15 protein-coding genes are annotated in these 15,247 nt (G+C 66.5%); 4 read left to right on the top strand and 11 right to left on the bottom strand.

Annotated features, from left to right (window positions below; genetic code table 11):
- On the bottom strand, window positions 1–316 hold a 316-nt coding region (locus tag OUY22_RS06540), incomplete at its 3' end, for an AfsR/SARP family transcriptional regulator (RefSeq protein ID WP_270153876.1).
- Window positions 317–371: 55 nt separating this feature from the next.
- Between OUY22_RS06540 and OUY22_RS06545 the strand changes: the two genes are divergently transcribed.
- Window positions 372–1,649, top strand: coding sequence for an FAD-binding oxidoreductase (locus OUY22_RS06545; RefSeq protein ID WP_333486620.1), 1,278 nt, complete (start codon window positions 372–374; stop codon window positions 1,647–1,649).
- A 112-nt stretch (window positions 1,650–1,761) separates the two neighbouring features.
- On the opposite strand, the gene OUY22_RS06550 is transcribed toward OUY22_RS06545, so the two are convergent.
- The 5 genes from OUY22_RS06550 to OUY22_RS06570 form a co-directional block, all read right to left on the bottom strand.
- Window positions 1,762–2,511: a crotonase/enoyl-CoA hydratase family protein gene (locus tag OUY22_RS06550; protein ID WP_270153877.1), complete on the bottom strand. Its 750-nt coding sequence runs from the start codon at window positions 2,509–2,511 to the stop codon at window positions 1,762–1,764.
- Window positions 2,512–3,171: 660 nt separating this feature from the next.
- A complete protein-coding gene (locus OUY22_RS06555; RefSeq protein WP_270153878.1) occupies window positions 3,172–3,726 on the bottom strand; it encodes a hypothetical protein in 555 nt (184 codons plus the stop codon).
- 568 nt (window positions 3,727–4,294) lie between these two features.
- Window positions 4,295–4,834 (bottom strand): hypothetical protein, encoded by a 540-nt coding sequence (locus OUY22_RS06560; protein ID WP_270153879.1) that lies wholly within the window; start codon window positions 4,832–4,834, stop codon window positions 4,295–4,297.
- Between the two features lie 11 nt (window positions 4,835–4,845).
- Entirely contained in the window at window positions 4,846–6,912 is a 2,067-nt protein-coding gene (locus tag OUY22_RS06565; protein WP_270153880.1) for a DUF6571 family protein, read from the bottom strand.
- A complete protein-coding gene (locus tag OUY22_RS06570; RefSeq protein WP_270153882.1) occupies window positions 6,912–7,157 on the bottom strand; it encodes a hypothetical protein in 246 nt (81 codons plus the stop codon). The genes OUY22_RS06565 and OUY22_RS06570 overlap by 1 nt, the downstream gene beginning before the upstream one ends.
- A 350-nt stretch (window positions 7,158–7,507) precedes the next feature.
- On the opposite strand from OUY22_RS06570, the gene OUY22_RS06575 reads away from it, so the two are divergent.
- Window positions 7,508–8,014, top strand: a complete 507-nt coding sequence (locus OUY22_RS06575) for a hypothetical protein (RefSeq protein ID WP_270153883.1) — start codon at window positions 7,508–7,510, stop codon at window positions 8,012–8,014.
- Between the two features lie 67 nt (window positions 8,015–8,081).
- Here the strand turns inward: OUY22_RS06575 and OUY22_RS06580 are convergent, their stop codons facing one another.
- Genes OUY22_RS06580 through OUY22_RS06590 form a run of 3 tightly spaced genes read right to left on the bottom strand, consistent with a single transcriptional unit; the run spans window position 8,082 to window position 11,027 of the window.
- Window positions 8,082–8,384 (bottom strand): hypothetical protein, encoded by a 303-nt coding sequence (locus OUY22_RS06580; protein WP_270153884.1) that lies wholly within the window; start codon window positions 8,382–8,384, stop codon window positions 8,082–8,084.
- Window positions 8,385–8,388: 4 nt separating this feature from the next.
- Window positions 8,389–8,982 carry a hypothetical protein gene (locus OUY22_RS06585; protein ID WP_270153885.1) on the bottom strand — a complete coding sequence of 198 codons (594 nt, stop codon included), beginning with the start codon at window positions 8,980–8,982 and terminating at the stop codon, window positions 8,389–8,391.
- On the bottom strand, window positions 8,979–11,027 hold the full coding sequence (locus tag OUY22_RS06590) for a DUF6571 family protein (RefSeq protein ID WP_270153886.1): 2,049 nt from the start codon (window positions 11,025–11,027) through the stop codon (window positions 8,979–8,981). The genes OUY22_RS06585 and OUY22_RS06590 overlap by 4 nt, the downstream gene beginning before the upstream one ends.
- A gap of 319 nt (window positions 11,028–11,346) precedes the next feature.
- Between OUY22_RS06590 and OUY22_RS06595 the strand changes: the two genes are divergently transcribed.
- Window positions 11,347–11,583: a FitA-like ribbon-helix-helix domain-containing protein gene (locus OUY22_RS06595; protein ID WP_270153887.1), complete on the top strand. Its 237-nt coding sequence runs from the start codon at window positions 11,347–11,349 to the stop codon at window positions 11,581–11,583.
- Window positions 11,580–11,966 (top strand): type II toxin-antitoxin system VapC family toxin, encoded by a 387-nt coding sequence (locus OUY22_RS06600; protein ID WP_270153888.1) that lies wholly within the window; start codon window positions 11,580–11,582, stop codon window positions 11,964–11,966. The genes OUY22_RS06595 and OUY22_RS06600 overlap by 4 nt, the downstream gene beginning before the upstream one ends.
- Before the next feature lie 62 nt (window positions 11,967–12,028).
- On the opposite strand, the gene OUY22_RS06605 is transcribed toward OUY22_RS06600, so the two are convergent.
- Window positions 12,029–12,322 carry an antibiotic biosynthesis monooxygenase family protein gene (locus OUY22_RS06605; RefSeq protein ID WP_270153889.1) on the bottom strand — a complete coding sequence of 98 codons (294 nt, stop codon included), beginning with the start codon at window positions 12,320–12,322 and terminating at the stop codon, window positions 12,029–12,031.
- Window positions 12,323–12,742: 420 nt separating this feature from the next.
- Entirely contained in the window at window positions 12,743–15,073 is a 2,331-nt protein-coding gene (locus OUY22_RS06610; RefSeq protein WP_270153890.1) for a PKD domain-containing protein, read from the bottom strand.
- Window positions 15,074–15,247: the final 174 nt, after the last annotated feature.

Below are 15,247 nucleotides of genomic sequence, written 5' to 3' on the forward strand. Positions count from 1 at the left end.
CCGCGTCCGTCTGCGCCGGGGTGATGTCGAGCAGGTAGCCGGGCTCGCGGGTGAGCAGCAGCCGGGGCGGCGTGCGCGGCCTGCGTCCGGGCTCCAGCACCCGCCGCAGGTGGGAGACGTACGCCTGCAGGGTCGCCGTCGCCTTGGCCGGAGCCTCGCCCGCCCACAGTTCCTCGACGAGCCGGTCCAGCGAGACCGGGCGGCCGGGGCTGAGCGCGAGCATGGCGAGCACCGCCCGCTGCTTGCGGGTGCCGGGGTCCAGCCGCTCCCCGGCGGAGCCGACCACTTCCAGAGGGCCGAGCAGTCGCACGTCCACGAACCCCAAGTCAACCCCAAGTCCCCCGCAAACCGTAAAACGCATGCTGATGCGCATGAACGAACTGAAGAACTTGATCAAGGGCAGGCTGTGGCTCCCGGGCGAACCCGGGTTCGACGAGGCGCGCACGCCGTGGAACCTCTCGGTGGACCAGCCGGTGGCCGCGGTCGTCGAGGCGGCCGGAGCCGACGACGTGGCGGCGACGGTCGGCCACGCCGCGCTGCACGGGCTCACCGTGACCGCGCAGGCGAGCGGCCACGGCGCGGTGGCCGCGCGGGACGTGATCCTGCTGCGCACCCACCTCATGGACGACGTCGAGATCACCGGCGGCGTCGCCCGGGCAGGCGCCGGCGCGCGGTGGGGGCAGGTGCTGTCCGCCGCCGGGCCGCTCGGCCTGACCGGCATCGCGGGCAGCTCGCCGGTGGTGAGCGTGACCGGGTACACGCTGGGCGGCGGGCTGGGCTGGTTCAGCAGGAAGTACGGGCTCGCGTCGGCGCACGTGCTGGCCGCCGACGTCGTGGACGCCACCGGGGCGCCGAGGCGGGTGACGGCCGAGTCGGACCCGGAGCTGTTCTGGGCGCTGCGCGGCGGCGGCGGCGACTTCGCGGTGGTCACCGGGCTGGAGTTCGCACTGCAGCCGGCGCCCGTCCTCTACGGCGGGCGGATGACGTGGCCGGCGGAGCGGGCGGCCGAGGTGCTGGCGGCCTTCCGCGAGGTCACGGCGAGCGCGCCCGAGGAGCTGACGGTCTGGTTCGGCCTGCTGAAGTTCCCCGGCGCGCCGGGGCTCGTCACCGTCGACTGCACGTACCTGGGCGAGCACCCCGGTGAGCTGCTGCGGCCGTTCGACACGATCGGCGGCGCGACCGGCGACACCAGGGCCGTGCTGCCGGTCGCCGACCTGGGCGCGATCTGCGCCGAGCCGACCGACCCGACCCCGTCGGCCGGGCGCGCGGAGCTGCTGACCGGGCTGGACGACGCGGTGGCGGCGGTGCTGCTGGGCGAGTCCATCGAGCCGCTGTTCAGCGTGCAGGTGCGGCACCTGGGCGGCGCCCTGACCCGCCCGTCCGGCGGCGCAGCCGGGAGCGTCACGGAACCGTACCTGGTCTACATGGTGGGCCCGGCCGCGCCCGGCACCGCCGAGCGGATGGACCTGCTGACGAAGGCCCTGATGCCGCACACGAGCGGGCGCAAGCCGTACACGATGCTGCACGGCGACGACCGGGCCGCAGCGGCCTTCGACGCCGGGACCCTCGCCCGGCTACGCGACCTCAAGCGAGCCCGCGACCCGCACGGCGTCCTGCGGGCCAACTACCCGGTCCTGGGCGGCGCGTAGCCTCCGGGGCGGATCGGTCCCGATCCCGCTTGACCCCCCGGCGGTCGGATCGATCCTGCCCCCGTAGCGTCCAGCGGGCGGATCGGTCCTGATCCCCCTTGGCACCCGGCGGTCAGATCTGCCGGAAGTCACCGTGCCGTCCCGCGCCCCCGGCGAAACGGCCGGCGCCGGACGCGGCCTCCGGCAGGGACACCCGGCCATGGCGCAGCTCGTTGCGCATGGCCTCCCCCTCCCCCAGCCCATCCTGCTCCAGCAGGGACATCCGATCCCCGCGCAGGCACGCCTGCGGGAACCGGGCGATCTCCGCGGCCAGCGCCTCCGCCTCCTGCCGGGCCGTCCCGTCGGGCACCACCCGGTTGGCCAGCCCCATCCCGTACGCCTCGCGCGCCCCGACCGGGCGGCCGGTGAGAATCAGGTCCATCGCCCTGCTCTGTCCGACGAGGCGCGGCAGCCTGACCGTGCCGCCGTCGACGAGCGGCACCCCCCACCTGCGGCAGAAGACGCCGAACACCGCGCTCTCCTCGGCCACCCGCAGGTCGCACCAGAGCGCCAGCTCCAGCCCGCCGGCCACCGCGTGGCCCGAGACGGCGGCGACCACCGGCTTGGACAGCCGCAGCCGGGTCGGCCCCATCGGCCCGTCGCCTCCCTCCCCGACGTGGTTGTCCAGTTTCTTGAGGTCGGCCCCGGCGCAGAACGTGCCGCCTTCTCCCCAGAGCACGGCCACGTCGGCGTCGGAGGCGTCGAACGCGCGGAAGGCGTCGGCGAGCGCGGCGGCGGTCTCACGGTCGACAGCGTTGCGCGCCTCCGGCCGGCTGATCACCACCGTGGTGACCGGGCCCCGGCGCTCCACCCGTACGGTCATCGTCCCTCCTCGGAAGAGTGCCGAGCGTACGCCGCCACCGGACCGCGCGGCGAGCGTCGGCCCGCGCTGGCCGGTGTTCGTCTCGTACGCGGGAAGACCTTCTCACCGGGAGAAGGAAGATCCGCGAAACGAGGGCGAGGGCGCCGTGGCGCATGTGGGAGCCCGAACCGGACGGTCCGGCCGAGCCCACGCCGCCTCACTTCCCATCGCGTCGCCACGGCCGCCAGGAGGTGCAGGCCCCGCCCGCCGGTGCACTCGGGGTCGTCCCGGAACCGAAAACCCGACCACCATCCCCGTGACCTCGACCCGGACCAGACCGGCACCGAGCCGCACACGGACCCGAAATGAGCCTTTGCTCCATCGGACGGAGATCGTGTGTCTTATCGCGTGACCGGCAAGCTCGGCCGTAAGCAGACGCAGGTTATCCAGCAACTCTCCGTCGTCAGCCGCCTCGGTAGCGCGACCACAAGCCATCGAGTCGCATAAATGCGTACATCACTCACAATTTCTGGATGTCCAGGAAATTGCATCTCACCGATAACCCGTATGCCGTGCACAGCAATACCTGCACCCATTCGAGAATGTTTGCGCACCAGTAATGATCTGATTGAGATCCTGTTAAATGGATAACGAGTGGACCGATTTCTCGGGTGTGCGATCTCAGGTGGCCCTGTCCAGCAGTAGGGGTTTGAGTTGGCGGAAGAACTCGGTGGCGTCCGCAACAGAGTCCCGCCCAGGGGCGTTCTCGATGATGTTGATCATGAGCAGGCGCTTGTAGTCCGAGGTCCATCCGTAGACGAAGGCGACGGTCTTGTCCTTGGCGTTCTTCCGCCGCGCCACGAAACCAGGCCGCAATTCTGCAGGCAGATCGGTCCCGCGAGCGGATCGCTTGGTGTTTTCCAGTCCTTCCTGGCTGATAGGGGAAGGCTCGAAGACTTCGATTATGAGTCCCAGGCTGCTGTCAGAGACCCCTTCCTCGCGCACGGAGCATGACGCGAAGCGTCGGCCCATATCCCTCTTCGTGCCGTAGGCCGCATAATGGTCAAGACCGGTTGCGATCTTGATCGCGTTCGCGGATATCAAGCCGCATTCCTGGGGAGCGGCGGTTACATCACCCAGTGCACGGGTGTCCGGGAGCACAGGAGAAGGAGACGAACACGCCGCCGCCAAGACGAGTACGGCGAGGCCGAAGCCCACTGACGGCTGGATTCTCATGAGCCACCGTAATAGTTGCCGGAATCGCTGAAGCCATTTGAGATGGCGTCACCTGGTCGGCCGAGCACAGGGCCGACGTCGCCAAGACCAAGCCAGTTGTTGTAAGCCCTGAGCTGATCAGCCGGGGCTCCGCAGTTGGTAGTCACACAGGACTCCAGAAACGGCATCTGACCAGGCAAAACAATGTTACTGGCGAGTACGGCGTGTGCCTACAGCATCGCCAGACACTTCGATCGCCTCTGACCTGCAAGGATGTCGTTTCTGCACGAGAAGATCAAGACTTGTTGTGCCCTGCTCGGGGCGGAACAATGGTGTTGGTTCCTCGGCATGGACACACATCGGAGAATTGAAGCAAAGGCTGGGGGGTGGTGAGGGTGCGTCCTTGCAGGCACAGACGGATCTCCGAAAAGGCCGTGGCGCATCATCGTATCCACCGTGAGATCTTGGAACATATTCTTGGACACTTCTAGAGCGTTTTCTGCGCCTCCGCGAGCCCGGTCTTCGTTACTGGACTTTGTCTTTGCGAAGATTTCCTCCTTAGCTTCGTCGACCATGAACCCCGATAAACTTACCCTGTGGCCCCGTCCAGCAGTAGGGGTTTGAGTTGGCGGAAGAACTCGGTGGCGTCCGCCAGAGAGTCGCGGCCCGGCGCGCTCGTGTAGATGTTGACCGTGAGCAGGCGCTTGTAGTCCGGTGTCCATCCATAGACGAAAGAGACCGTCTCGTCCTGGGCGTTCGTCCGTCGCGCCGCGAAGCCGGGCCCCAAGTCATCGGGCAGATCGTTCCCTTGGGTGGACATCTTTGTGTTCTCCAGGTCTTCCGGGTCATGCGGTGACGGATCGAAGACTTCGACGACAAGCCCCAGATCTCCTTCCGGAGTCAGATCCTCCGCTACCGAACACGAGGCGAAACGCCCTTTGTCCCTTTTCGTCGCCACCGCCTTATAGTCGTCAAAACCTGTGGCGATCTCGATGGCCTTCGCCGAGATGAGTTCGCATTCCTGTGGGGCGGCGGTGATGTCGCCCAGCGGTCGAGTGTCCGATGGCGAGTATGGAGGAGGTGAACAGGTAGCTGCTAGAGCGAGGACCGCGAGGACAGGAATCGTCATCAACTGGATTTTCATGTGCCGGGCCTGGTATAGCCGGCCTGGGCCTCCTTAAAGCCGAGCGCGATCGACTCGTCGGGCCGGTTGAAAACTCGACCTGTCTCGTTCAAATTCAGCCACTCCTCGTAGGCCTCACGCTCGTCTACGTTCATCTCAGCGAAGGGCTTGATTTCCCCGTTCACAATGAAGTGCCCCTTTGAGCCTGGGGAAAAATCCTTGTGCCGGTATGGATGCGTCTTGGCGGGCACCGAGCCATCCCCGAACAGGCCATGGCGGTACATGGTGGCCGCAGTGAGATCTCCGAACATGTGCTCAGCCGCTCCCATCGCAGTGTCCGCGTCCCGACGAGCACGGTCCTCGTGACTGGACTTGATGTTTCCGAAGATCTCACTCTTGGCCTCGTCGACCATGAACCCGACGAACTTCCCCTGCGGACCTGGAGCCAGACCCACGACCTTCTCCGTCATCTCCTTGAAGGCCGCGACGCGGGCATCCCTCGCCTGCCCCTCTCCGATCTTGGAGACGTTGGCCGCGTCGGTGATCATCCAGGTCGTCATGCTGAGGCTGCGCGTCGCCCGGGAGAACTCCGCACCTCCGCTGCGGCTCATGCGCTCTTCGAGTATGTCCTGCCGTGCGGCCTCGATCTCCTGCTGTGTGGCCTCTGGGTGCGCCTTCCGCCATGCCTCGAAGTCGGCGTCCACCTCCTTCCGGATCTTGGCGGCCAGCTCGTCCAGCATCTTGGCGGCGTAGAGCCCATGCGCGGCGGCCACGGACTTGAAAGCGTCCTCGTCCTCGAACGCCCACGTCATCGCTTGTTTGAGCTCTGGCGCGGAGAATTTGGCACCGTACGGCTCCCCTCCCCGCAGGTTCTTGTCCGGGTCCTCCCCCGTCACCACTCCCGGCATTTTGTCGCTGAAGGATTGCGTGTCACGGTGCACGTCTCCGGTGTACTGGCCCAGGATCGAGCCGACGTGGGCGCGGGTCCCGGGAAGGTTCGCCTGGACCTTGGGGTCGCTCCAGAAGCGGACCGCCCAGGAGCCGATCAGCGCTGACTTGTACCCACGAGAGTTCCCGGGCGGCAGGTCATGATCGCGGAACTCCGTACTGGCCACCTGAATCACCCAGCCGAGTTCCGCGTCGGCGTCGCCGTTCCAGTGATGCTGCCGCATCAGGTAGGCCAAGGGCTTGCGCCGCGGGTCGGTGAGGAAGTCCTGGGCGACGGCGGGATGGTGGGCCAGCGCGGTCAGGACTGTGCCCATCGGGCTGAGATCCCCGGGTGAACCGTCCTTGGGGCCGGGCATCGTCCAGGGATGCCGCGGCAGACTCGGGTCGGGCGGATGCGCCACGTCCTTGTCATACAGCTTCTGCGCCACTGTGAGCAGGAACTTGTGGTCGAACTCGCCGGCCTGAAGCAGTTTCTTCAGCGCGAACGCGTCCTGCGGATTCTCGACGCCGTCGACCAACTGATCGGCGTAACCGTCGGGCAGCTTCATCCGGCCCGCCCCACGCGAGGCCGTGCCCAAGATCTTGCTCAGCATGGTGGCGAGCCGCTCCTGGGTCCTGACGTCGCGTTGGAACGGACGCTCCGACTGCGGGAAGCCGGCTCCGTACGTCCTGTTGATCAGTGCCTTGAGCTCGCGCGGCGGTATCTCCTTGACGAACGCGACGGCGAAGTACGGGTCGTTCTTGTGCCGCTCGAGCTCGGCCACCGTCTTGGCGTCGAGGGAGCCGCTGTCGACCTGATCCCGTAGCTTGGCGGCCAGGGCTTTGGCCGATGCCGCGCCCTCGGCGGGAGACTTCGACAACCAGTCCGATTCGTTGGCCCATAGTGTGCCGCCTTTGCCGGGTTTCCGATCCGGCTCGGCGAGTATCAGATCGAGGCGGCCCTGGAGTGCGGGGATCTGATCGCTCATCTGACGGCCGATGGCGTGCAGTGGCCCCGGGCCCCATAGAGGGACGTCCAGCGAGGTCAGAGCCCGTTCCACCTGGCGGCCGATCTCCGGGAGTGTGTCGCCGGCCCGTTTCATGTCGTTGATGAGCCGCGTCATCAGCGTGGGGTTGATACCGACCATGGGGCTCATCAGGTGGGCGCTCCCGTGGCCGGGTCGGACGGCTGGAGAGAGTCCAGCAGCGACAGCGCCCGCGTGAACAGGTCCTTGAACGCCCGGTCCCATGCCCGTAGATCAGCGGTGAGCCTGTCACCGGCCTCGCCTTTGAGCGCACCGTCATCGACCAGGCGGACCAGAGCGATCAAGTCGTTCGCATGCTCTTCACGCAATCGCTCGATATGACGCCGGGCGGCGTCGATCTCTTCCTTGGTCGCCATCGTCGCCCGTTCTCGTTGAGGTGGGAGATGCCGGGGTCGATGGCATGGTAACCATCGAGAAGGGGGCCTCAAAGCGGAATCCTGCGATCCCAACGATATGGATATAGATGAGTTGATTCGTACGAAGGAGAAACACGGGCTGTTCACCAAGGAGGAGCCGGCTCAGGCCTGTCGCGCCTCCACCTGCTGGTTCCCGGCTGAGAATCACGTGTGCTGGAGAAGGGGCGGAATCTGGCACCACTCGGGCTGGTGAATGGGCCTGGTCATTCCCGGCTCCGAGACGAGACACCATGCTGTACGTACCCGGCGCTCTCCAAGGTTGGCCGTGGCTTCAGACGGTTTCACAGAGAGTGCAGCTGGATCTTGGCGACCGGTTCCGGGATCGGCGCGAACGGAAATACGGGTACGACTTCATCGACGAGGTGTTGGTGCGGTGCCCTCGGTGCGATGGGTGCGCTGTCGTCTTGGCGCATCCGAGGACGCTTGAAAACGGCGAAACGGCAACCATCGGGGTCATGGACTTCCGTCGCCGCTCGCGCTGTGGGGGGTGCGGCTCCTTCAGGGACGAGATGGTCAGCTCCGCTGTCGTCGGCGGTCCTGTTGATCCTTTCTTTCAGCGGCCGGTGTGGCTGCAGGCGAGTTGCTGCGGACATGCGCTGTGGGCCTATAACGTCCGGCATCTCGACCTGATGGAGGCCTATGTAGCGGCGAAGCTGCGCGAACGTGGAGATCTTGCGGCTCGGGCTCCGGCAAGTCTGGTGGAGCGCCTGCCCACGTGGCTCAAGACCGCCAAGAACCACGCCGAGGTCTTGCGAACGATAGGGCGCTTGCGCTTGACGCTGCCCGGTGACGGATAGCGGTGGTGTACGACGCGGCCCTCGACGATCCGCCGGGGGCCGCACCCGGACCGGGTCCCGCCGGGCCTCAGGCCAACCTGTATCTCCGCCTGATGGAGGCGGCCTCCTCCTCGGTCACCTCGCTGGGCGTGCGGCTCAGGACCTGGCGCAACTCGTCCACGATCGCTTGCCCTGAGGTGCGGGCCCGGGAGCTGAACTGGGTGAGCTGGGCGTCGAACTGCCTGGCGGACGGCCCGGTCCAGACCTTGCCCGAGTGGAACAGCCGGCAGGGACGGTCGACGTCCGCGTTGATCTGCTCGATCATCGGGCCGATGGTGCTGACGGCCTGCTGGAGCGCCTCGTACAGCGGGTTGCGCACCATCGCGGCCATCGGCTCAGTCCTTGGTCTTCTCGGGAGCGGGCGTCGCGTCGAGGATCAGCTTCGGCGCCACCAGCTTCATCATGGCCACCACGTCGGCGGCGTTGTCCCGCCCTTTGACGCCATGAATGAGTTCCACGATCACCTCGTCGAGGCCGTGGACCAGGACAGCGGCCGCCTGAGTGTCATCAGCGCTATCGTCACCGCCGTAGTAACCGACCGCACCGGGAACGATTTCCGGCAGGCGCCGTGCTCCTTGACTGACCTCCCATTCAACCTCCTTCTCCGACCCGGCGGGAGACAAGGAAATCTGCAGCACCTTGGGCTTGTTTCCCGTCGACTGGTAGATGAAGCACGCACCAGACCCGTAGTCCTTGCCGTCCAACTCCTTGCCAACGGTCATGTTGAAATCTCCGCTGACGATTGGATCCTGCACGCCGGTCATCAGTCGTACCGCATCGAGCGGGATGTGATCGCACACATACGGCGGAGCCGCAACCGACGGAAGTGGCGTCATGTTCACCTGACGCTCCCCTTGCCGCTGCTGGCAAGCAGTGAACAGAGGTAATGCGCCCAGCACCGCAATCGCGATAACAAATCGAGGCTTCATCTTGGCTTATGCTCCGAAAAGCCCATTTCAAATCCCTTGCTCAGCTCATCCTCGATGCTCTTCCACTCGTCCCCGGCCAGGCCGTCGTAGAGCCATCTTCTATAGGAATCCAACCTCGGCTGGGCACTGCCTGGGTACGGCGCCATTTCATGCAGTGTCATCAGCGAGTTCCCATCATCCTTCAAGAAATTGTTGGACGACTTACGAGGATCTTCTCCCTTATCCACTCCATCCAGGGAACTCCACGGATGGGAACTGCCGTCAGGCTTGCCGAACAGCCCGTGTCCCAGCATGGCATCGACAGCGAGCTGATCGAGCAGGAACCTTGCCCTTTCCTTGGCCATGTTGGCGTCGTACACGCCTTCGTCCTCGTTCCTCTGGGTCTTGGCCGAGTCTTCGATCAAGCCGGTCCACGCGCCGACGACGCCCGCGGTGATCGACCAGGCGGGTGCCTGCGGGATTGCAAGTCCGACGTTGGCTGCGGCCATGATTATCTTCAAATTCCGCTCCTGGGCCTCGTCCAGCTCCTTTCCTTTCTGGATGCCGGCCAGCCCACTCGCATCGGTAATCAGTCCGAAGGTCGCTCCGGCTTCTCTCGCATGAGCCATAAGAGCTTGCTTGCCTCCGCCGCCGGCGGCCTCCATGGCGCCGTGGCTCAGCAGTCTTCGTGACCAAGCTATTTGTGCCGCCGTGACGGTCGCCAGCGCCTTCGGATCATGTTTGAACGCGTCTGCCATGACCTTGCGCAGGTCCTCCCTTCTGAACTGCGCACCCCAGACCTGATCCTCGTCCGGCAGGTGTGGACGTCCAGCCCCGGAGACGTCCGAGCTGCCAGGAAGCGGAGTTTTGGCAGCGCGGCCCACGTCGTTCATATAGGCGGCAAGGATTCTGGCGGTGCTGCCGGTGGTGGCGAAGGAAGGCCCTTCGGTTCCCGCCAGAACGCGCTCGGCCTCCCAGCGGATGAAATCCGAGGCGATCGCCGCCGAGGTGAATCCCGGCGACGGATTCTGGGGTGAGCCGTCGCGGTCGCGGTACGTCAACGTCGCCGCTTCCACCGCCGCCCCGAACGCCACCCCGTCGTCGAGCATCGGCCGTTCGGTGACGTAGCGCTTCATGATGCTGGGGTCTCCGACGAAGACGTCCTGGGCTGCCTTGGGATGGTTGGCGAGCGCCTTCATGACCCCGATCATCGGGTCGTGCGGAGTGCCGGTCGCCGGCCTCTCGTTCCAGGTCTTCCGGTCCAGGCCCTCAAGCGTTTTGGCGGCGGCCACCAGGAAGTCCCGGTTGAATTTCCCGTACGGGAGCACTGCCGCGAGCGCGTGCTGGTCCACCGGCACCCGAAGATTGTCGAGCAGTTCCTTCCGCCATGACTCGCTCAGCCGCGGGCTGGCCGCGCCGAGCGCCTTGCCCAGCGCCGCCTGTAATCGCTGCTTACGCTCGTCCTTGTGGTACACCAGCGCCGCCGCGAGGTGGCGGAACTTCTCCGTCCCGAGCGCGTGCATCAGCGAGGTGGCGAACTCCGGGTCGCCAGCCCGTTTTTCCAACTCGGCGACGGTCTTCTCGTCCACCTCGCCGTTCCGGTCGAGCTCGCCCAGCTTGAGCGCCGCCGCGTACACGTCGGGCTTGCCGGAGGCGGCGCTGTAGAGGCGCTCGTCGAACGGGGTCATCCCGCCGGCCCCGGCCGCGCCCCACTCCGGTTTCGCCGCCTGGATCGTCTCGTTGCGGCGGCGCAATTCCGGCCGCTTGGCGCCGATCCAGTTGCCCAGTTCCCGCAGCGCGTTCAGCCGTGAGGTGTCCAGGTCAAGGTCTTCCAGGGTGCGGCGGATCCGCGGTTCGTGCCTGCCGAGCGCGGCCTCCGCCTGGCCGAGGCCGCGCTCGAATTCGCTCATGAGCTTCGGGTCGATCCCCGAATAGTTCCAATCCGGCGGCTGCGCGACCGCCGGCGGGGTCAAGGAAGGGTCCGCCTGACCCGGGTCGGTGCGGGATGAGGGCTTTTCCGGTGGGCGCTCGGGCGACGGCTGGGGATTCGGCGACGGGGTCGTCATCACGGGTCTCCGGCACGGTCGAGAACAGCCGGATTATCTCCCCGCCCAGGGGTCTCTGTAGGTGTCGCATAACGGAACGGCATGGTCATCTCCGGCTCCGAGACTGAGACACCATGCTGTACGTACCCGGCACTCTCCAAGGTTCGCCGTGGCTTCAGTCGGTTTCAGCCGCACCGACGCGCATACCGCAGCGTGCTTGCCCTATGGCGGACACGACACGTATCACTGTGACGTTGCCGAGTGATCAGGTGACGGGTCCGCCGACCAGGCGGCAGCCCTACGCTTATCCCACATGCAGGGAAAGCATTATGCTTGAAGCATGGATGCCACCCTGCAAGTCAGAGGCCTGGACGAGGAAGTGGTCGCCGAGTTGAAGGCGCGGGCCGCCCGTAAGCGCATGTCACTGTCCGCATACGTGGCCGGCATCCTCACCGAGGTCGCCGCCACCCCATCCCCGGACACGATCAGAGAACGGCTGGAGGCCCTCCGGTCACTCGGCGGCGGCGCGAGCCACGACGACGTCGTCGCCGAGATACGGAAGATCCGCGAAACGTGATCGTCATCGACAGTTCCGCACTCGTCGAAGCCTTGGCGGGGGACTCCCCCACAGACGCACTGCTTGCTCGCGTCGCCGAAGCCCGGCTCCATATCCCCTATCTGCTCGACTACGAATTCCGCAACGCCATGCGCGGCCTGCTCCTCGGCGGGAAAATCAGCGCGGCCCGCGCCGAGGGAGCACGGATGGTCAAGGCGGGCCTGCCCTTCACCCGCCACGCCGACGACCTGACCGCTGATCGCGCCTGGGACCTGCGAGCCGACTTCAACGGCTACGACGCCACCTACGTCGCCCTCGCCGAATCGCTGGACTGCACTCTGGTCACCACCGACGAGAAGATCCACAACGTCGCCCGCAAGTACATCAACGTCGAACTCTGCTGATCTCGCGCCCGTGTGCGCTGAAGAGCAACCGGCGCGGCGGGCCAGACGCCGGTGAGCCGTCGTCAGCTCTCGATCGTGCCGATCTCCTCGTACTGCTCGATGGCGGAGGAGGTGTCCATGCCGGGCGCCTCCCGGTCGGAGTGGGCGGCCTTGAACGAGTCGGAGCGCAGCCAGGCGACGAAGTCCGCGCGGGTGTCGAACTCCATCGTGGACACGTACGGCTGTCCCTCCTCCGTGGGGCGCAGGAGGGAGCTGCGCCGCAGGCCGGGCACACCGGCGAGTGTGGCGCGCATGTTCTCCAGGAAGGTGGCCTCGAACGCCTTGGCGTCCTCGGCGGGAACGTCGATGCGGTTCATGATCATGTGCATGGGGATCCCTTACTCCGCAGCGCCACGGCTTCTTTCCTGACGCCCTGTCGGAATGATACCAACGCGGCGTCGTTATCTTCCTGAGGATCTCTAGCTCGCAGACCTCCCCGGTCACGCTCCGCCTGACTCTCGGAATTCCCGCCGGCGGCGTGTGGTCATCTTCGACCGGCGGCCCGAAGCCCCGCTGTGGAAGGAGCGCGGGAGCATCGCCGCAGCCATGCCGCCGTCCGGCCGCCAGGTCACCGTGCTGCGAGGACAGGCCGGCCCATCGAACAGGGTCCCGTACGCATGACAAGGCGGCAGGCCCGAGCCGCAGGTCGCCGCCATGCCCGCCCTGGACGTGATCAGAGAACGACGGCGACCCGGGGAGCAGGCGGGTCGCCGGGGACCCGCCTGCTCCCGGTGCGATCAGTTGTGCGCCTGGACCGAACCGTGCGCGATCTCCTGTGGCCGGGCCACGTCGAGGTCGAACCCCGCGCCTTTGACGTTGTCGTACGTCAGGGTGTCCTGCGGATAGGCGCCGGCCGACAGCGGCCAGACCACCAGCCGCACCCCGTCAGGGTCGGCGTCATAGGAGTACTGGACGAACCCGTACCCCGCCTCCCCGTTGACGGTGCCCGTGCCCTTGACGGCGATCTTGTCGTCGGGAGTGACCACCAGCCATTCGAGAGTCGTCGAACTGAGGTCGAACGCGGAGGGATCGACCCGGAAGGAGACCTTGCCGTTGCCCGGCTCGGGTCCTTGGTCGTGCGGCTGGTACTTCACGTTCGCCTGGAAGTGCCCCTTGCCACTCGCCGACGGGGCATCGGTGATCGCTCCGACTGGGGATGACAACCACCCTCCCTGGGTGCCGAAGCCCGCGTCAGGGTCATAGACGATCACCATGACCTCGTGCTCTCCCGAGCCGGTGTCGTCGTCGGTCACCTCGGTCTTGATCGTGTACATGCCCGGCCGCGTGTACCGATGGCTGTCCTGGCAGGTCAGGCCGGTGGCGGCACGGCTGGAGGTGGTGCCATCGTCCCAGTCGGTCAGGCAGGTGTGGGTGTCGTTGGCCCCGGGGTCGGTGAAGGGCACGCTGAGCGACACAGGAGTGCCGGCGCGGAGCACCTGCCACGGCTGCGGCGTGCGAACCGCCGCAGCCCGGGCCGCCCTTGGGGTCGCGGTGACCGGTGCCACGTTGGTCAGCGTCAGCCTCGCCTCGTCGCCGACCGCCGCGTTGACGCCGTCGTCGGCCGACAGCCGGATGGTGAAGGTACCGTCGTCGTCGCAGATCACCGTCGTACGGACCACCATCGGGTTGGCGATGACGCAGGAGGCTCCCGCGTCCACGTCAGGACCTGGCTGCACGCTCCACTGCACCGCGGGAGCGCCCCGGTCGTCGTTGGCGAACCCGGACAACTCGATCGTCTGCCCCTCCGCGCCCGTGACGTCCGGCCCTGCGGACACGACCGGCGGCTGGTCGGGATCGGGATCCTGCGGTCCGCCCGTGTGGTTGTAGATGGTTCCCGTTTCGCCGACGAAGGGCGAGTCCGTGCTCAGCTTGAGTATGTAGCTGCCGTACAGGCCGTGGACCGTCTTCTCACAGACGCAGTCCGGTCCGCCGACGGCGTCACCTTCGTCGACGACGACGCCGTTCGCGGCGTCGATGAGCTTCCAGTGCATGGTCGAGCCGAGACGGGCGCCGATCTCCACCCTCACCCAGTGCTGGCTGCGGTGGGAGCGCAGCGGACGGTCGGTGCGGCACTCCCCCTGCGGAGAGGCGATGAAGCAGTCCTCATCCTCGAAGTCCCAGCAGGTGTTGTCTCCGTTCAGCTCGCGGATGCCGCAATTGACCTGTTCGGCCACCTTGTTGATGCGGGCCACGCCGTTGCGGGGCCAGGGGATGTAGGGGAGTTCCTCGTTGCGGTCGCTGAGGAAGGCCGTGACGTAGTCGTAGCCCTGGCTGCCACCGGAGACGTACCCGGCGACGTTCGTACGCCACTCCTCTTTGTCCCCGCCGAGCTTGCTGAAGCCGACCTTGAGCGCGTGGGTGGTGCCCGGCGGGGCGAACGAGTCGACCCCGTAACGGGGCTCGGCACGGCGCAGGAGGCTGAGCGCGTACGCCCGCCGCGTCTCGTTGATGACCGGGTTGGGCGAGCTGAACAGCCGGAACAGCCGGACCTGATCCCTGGCCGTGGTGTGGGTGTCGCCGAAGGCGCCCTCGTCGTCCGGATAGGTGTTGTCCATGCCCGCCGCCTCCAGGAACTGCCGGAAGAGGGTGCACGGTCGGACGTTGTCGTTGTCGTCCTTGCCACAGCCGAGCGCCTCCCGCCACAGGCGCAGAGAGGTGTCGTTGTCGGATTCGAGGATCATCTTCTCCACCAGCGGCCGCTCGGCGTCGCTGATGTCCTGCGGCCGGTACAGCAGTGCGCCGAGAATGGACGCCTTGACCAGGCTGGCGGTCTCGAAGAACTTTTCCGTCGTGCTGTAGCACTCGGTGCCGGTGACGTGGTCGTAGAAGGCGACGCCCGGCTCGCGCAGCCCTTCCAGCCTGACGACGGTCCCCACGTTGACCGCGAGCCGGACGAAGTCGGCCATCTGGTCGGCGAACTGCGGATAGCGTTCGGAGGTGCAGGTCACCTCGGGTTTGCGGTCGTACTCGCCGGCCTGCGCGGGCTGCCCGGTCACGACCAGCGTGCCGATCAGCGCGGCGACCGCGATGACGACCTTGGATAAGCCTTTCCCCGTTGCCTTTGCCATCACGTTCCCTCTCAGGGCACAACGGCATGGCCGCACCGTCAGACCGGGCGGCACCGGTGATCCCCGTAGCTGTGAAAGGTGCCTTGGCTCGGAATTACGCGCGAATTCCCGGCCCAATGTATAGTCCGCCGACCATCCATCGCCAGAGCCCGGCTCCCGGGCACCTGTCATTGA

It is taken from the genome of Nonomuraea corallina, assembly GCF_027620315.1.
GTDB classification, from domain to species: Bacteria; Actinomycetota; Actinomycetes; order Streptosporangiales; family Streptosporangiaceae; genus Nonomuraea; species Nonomuraea corallina.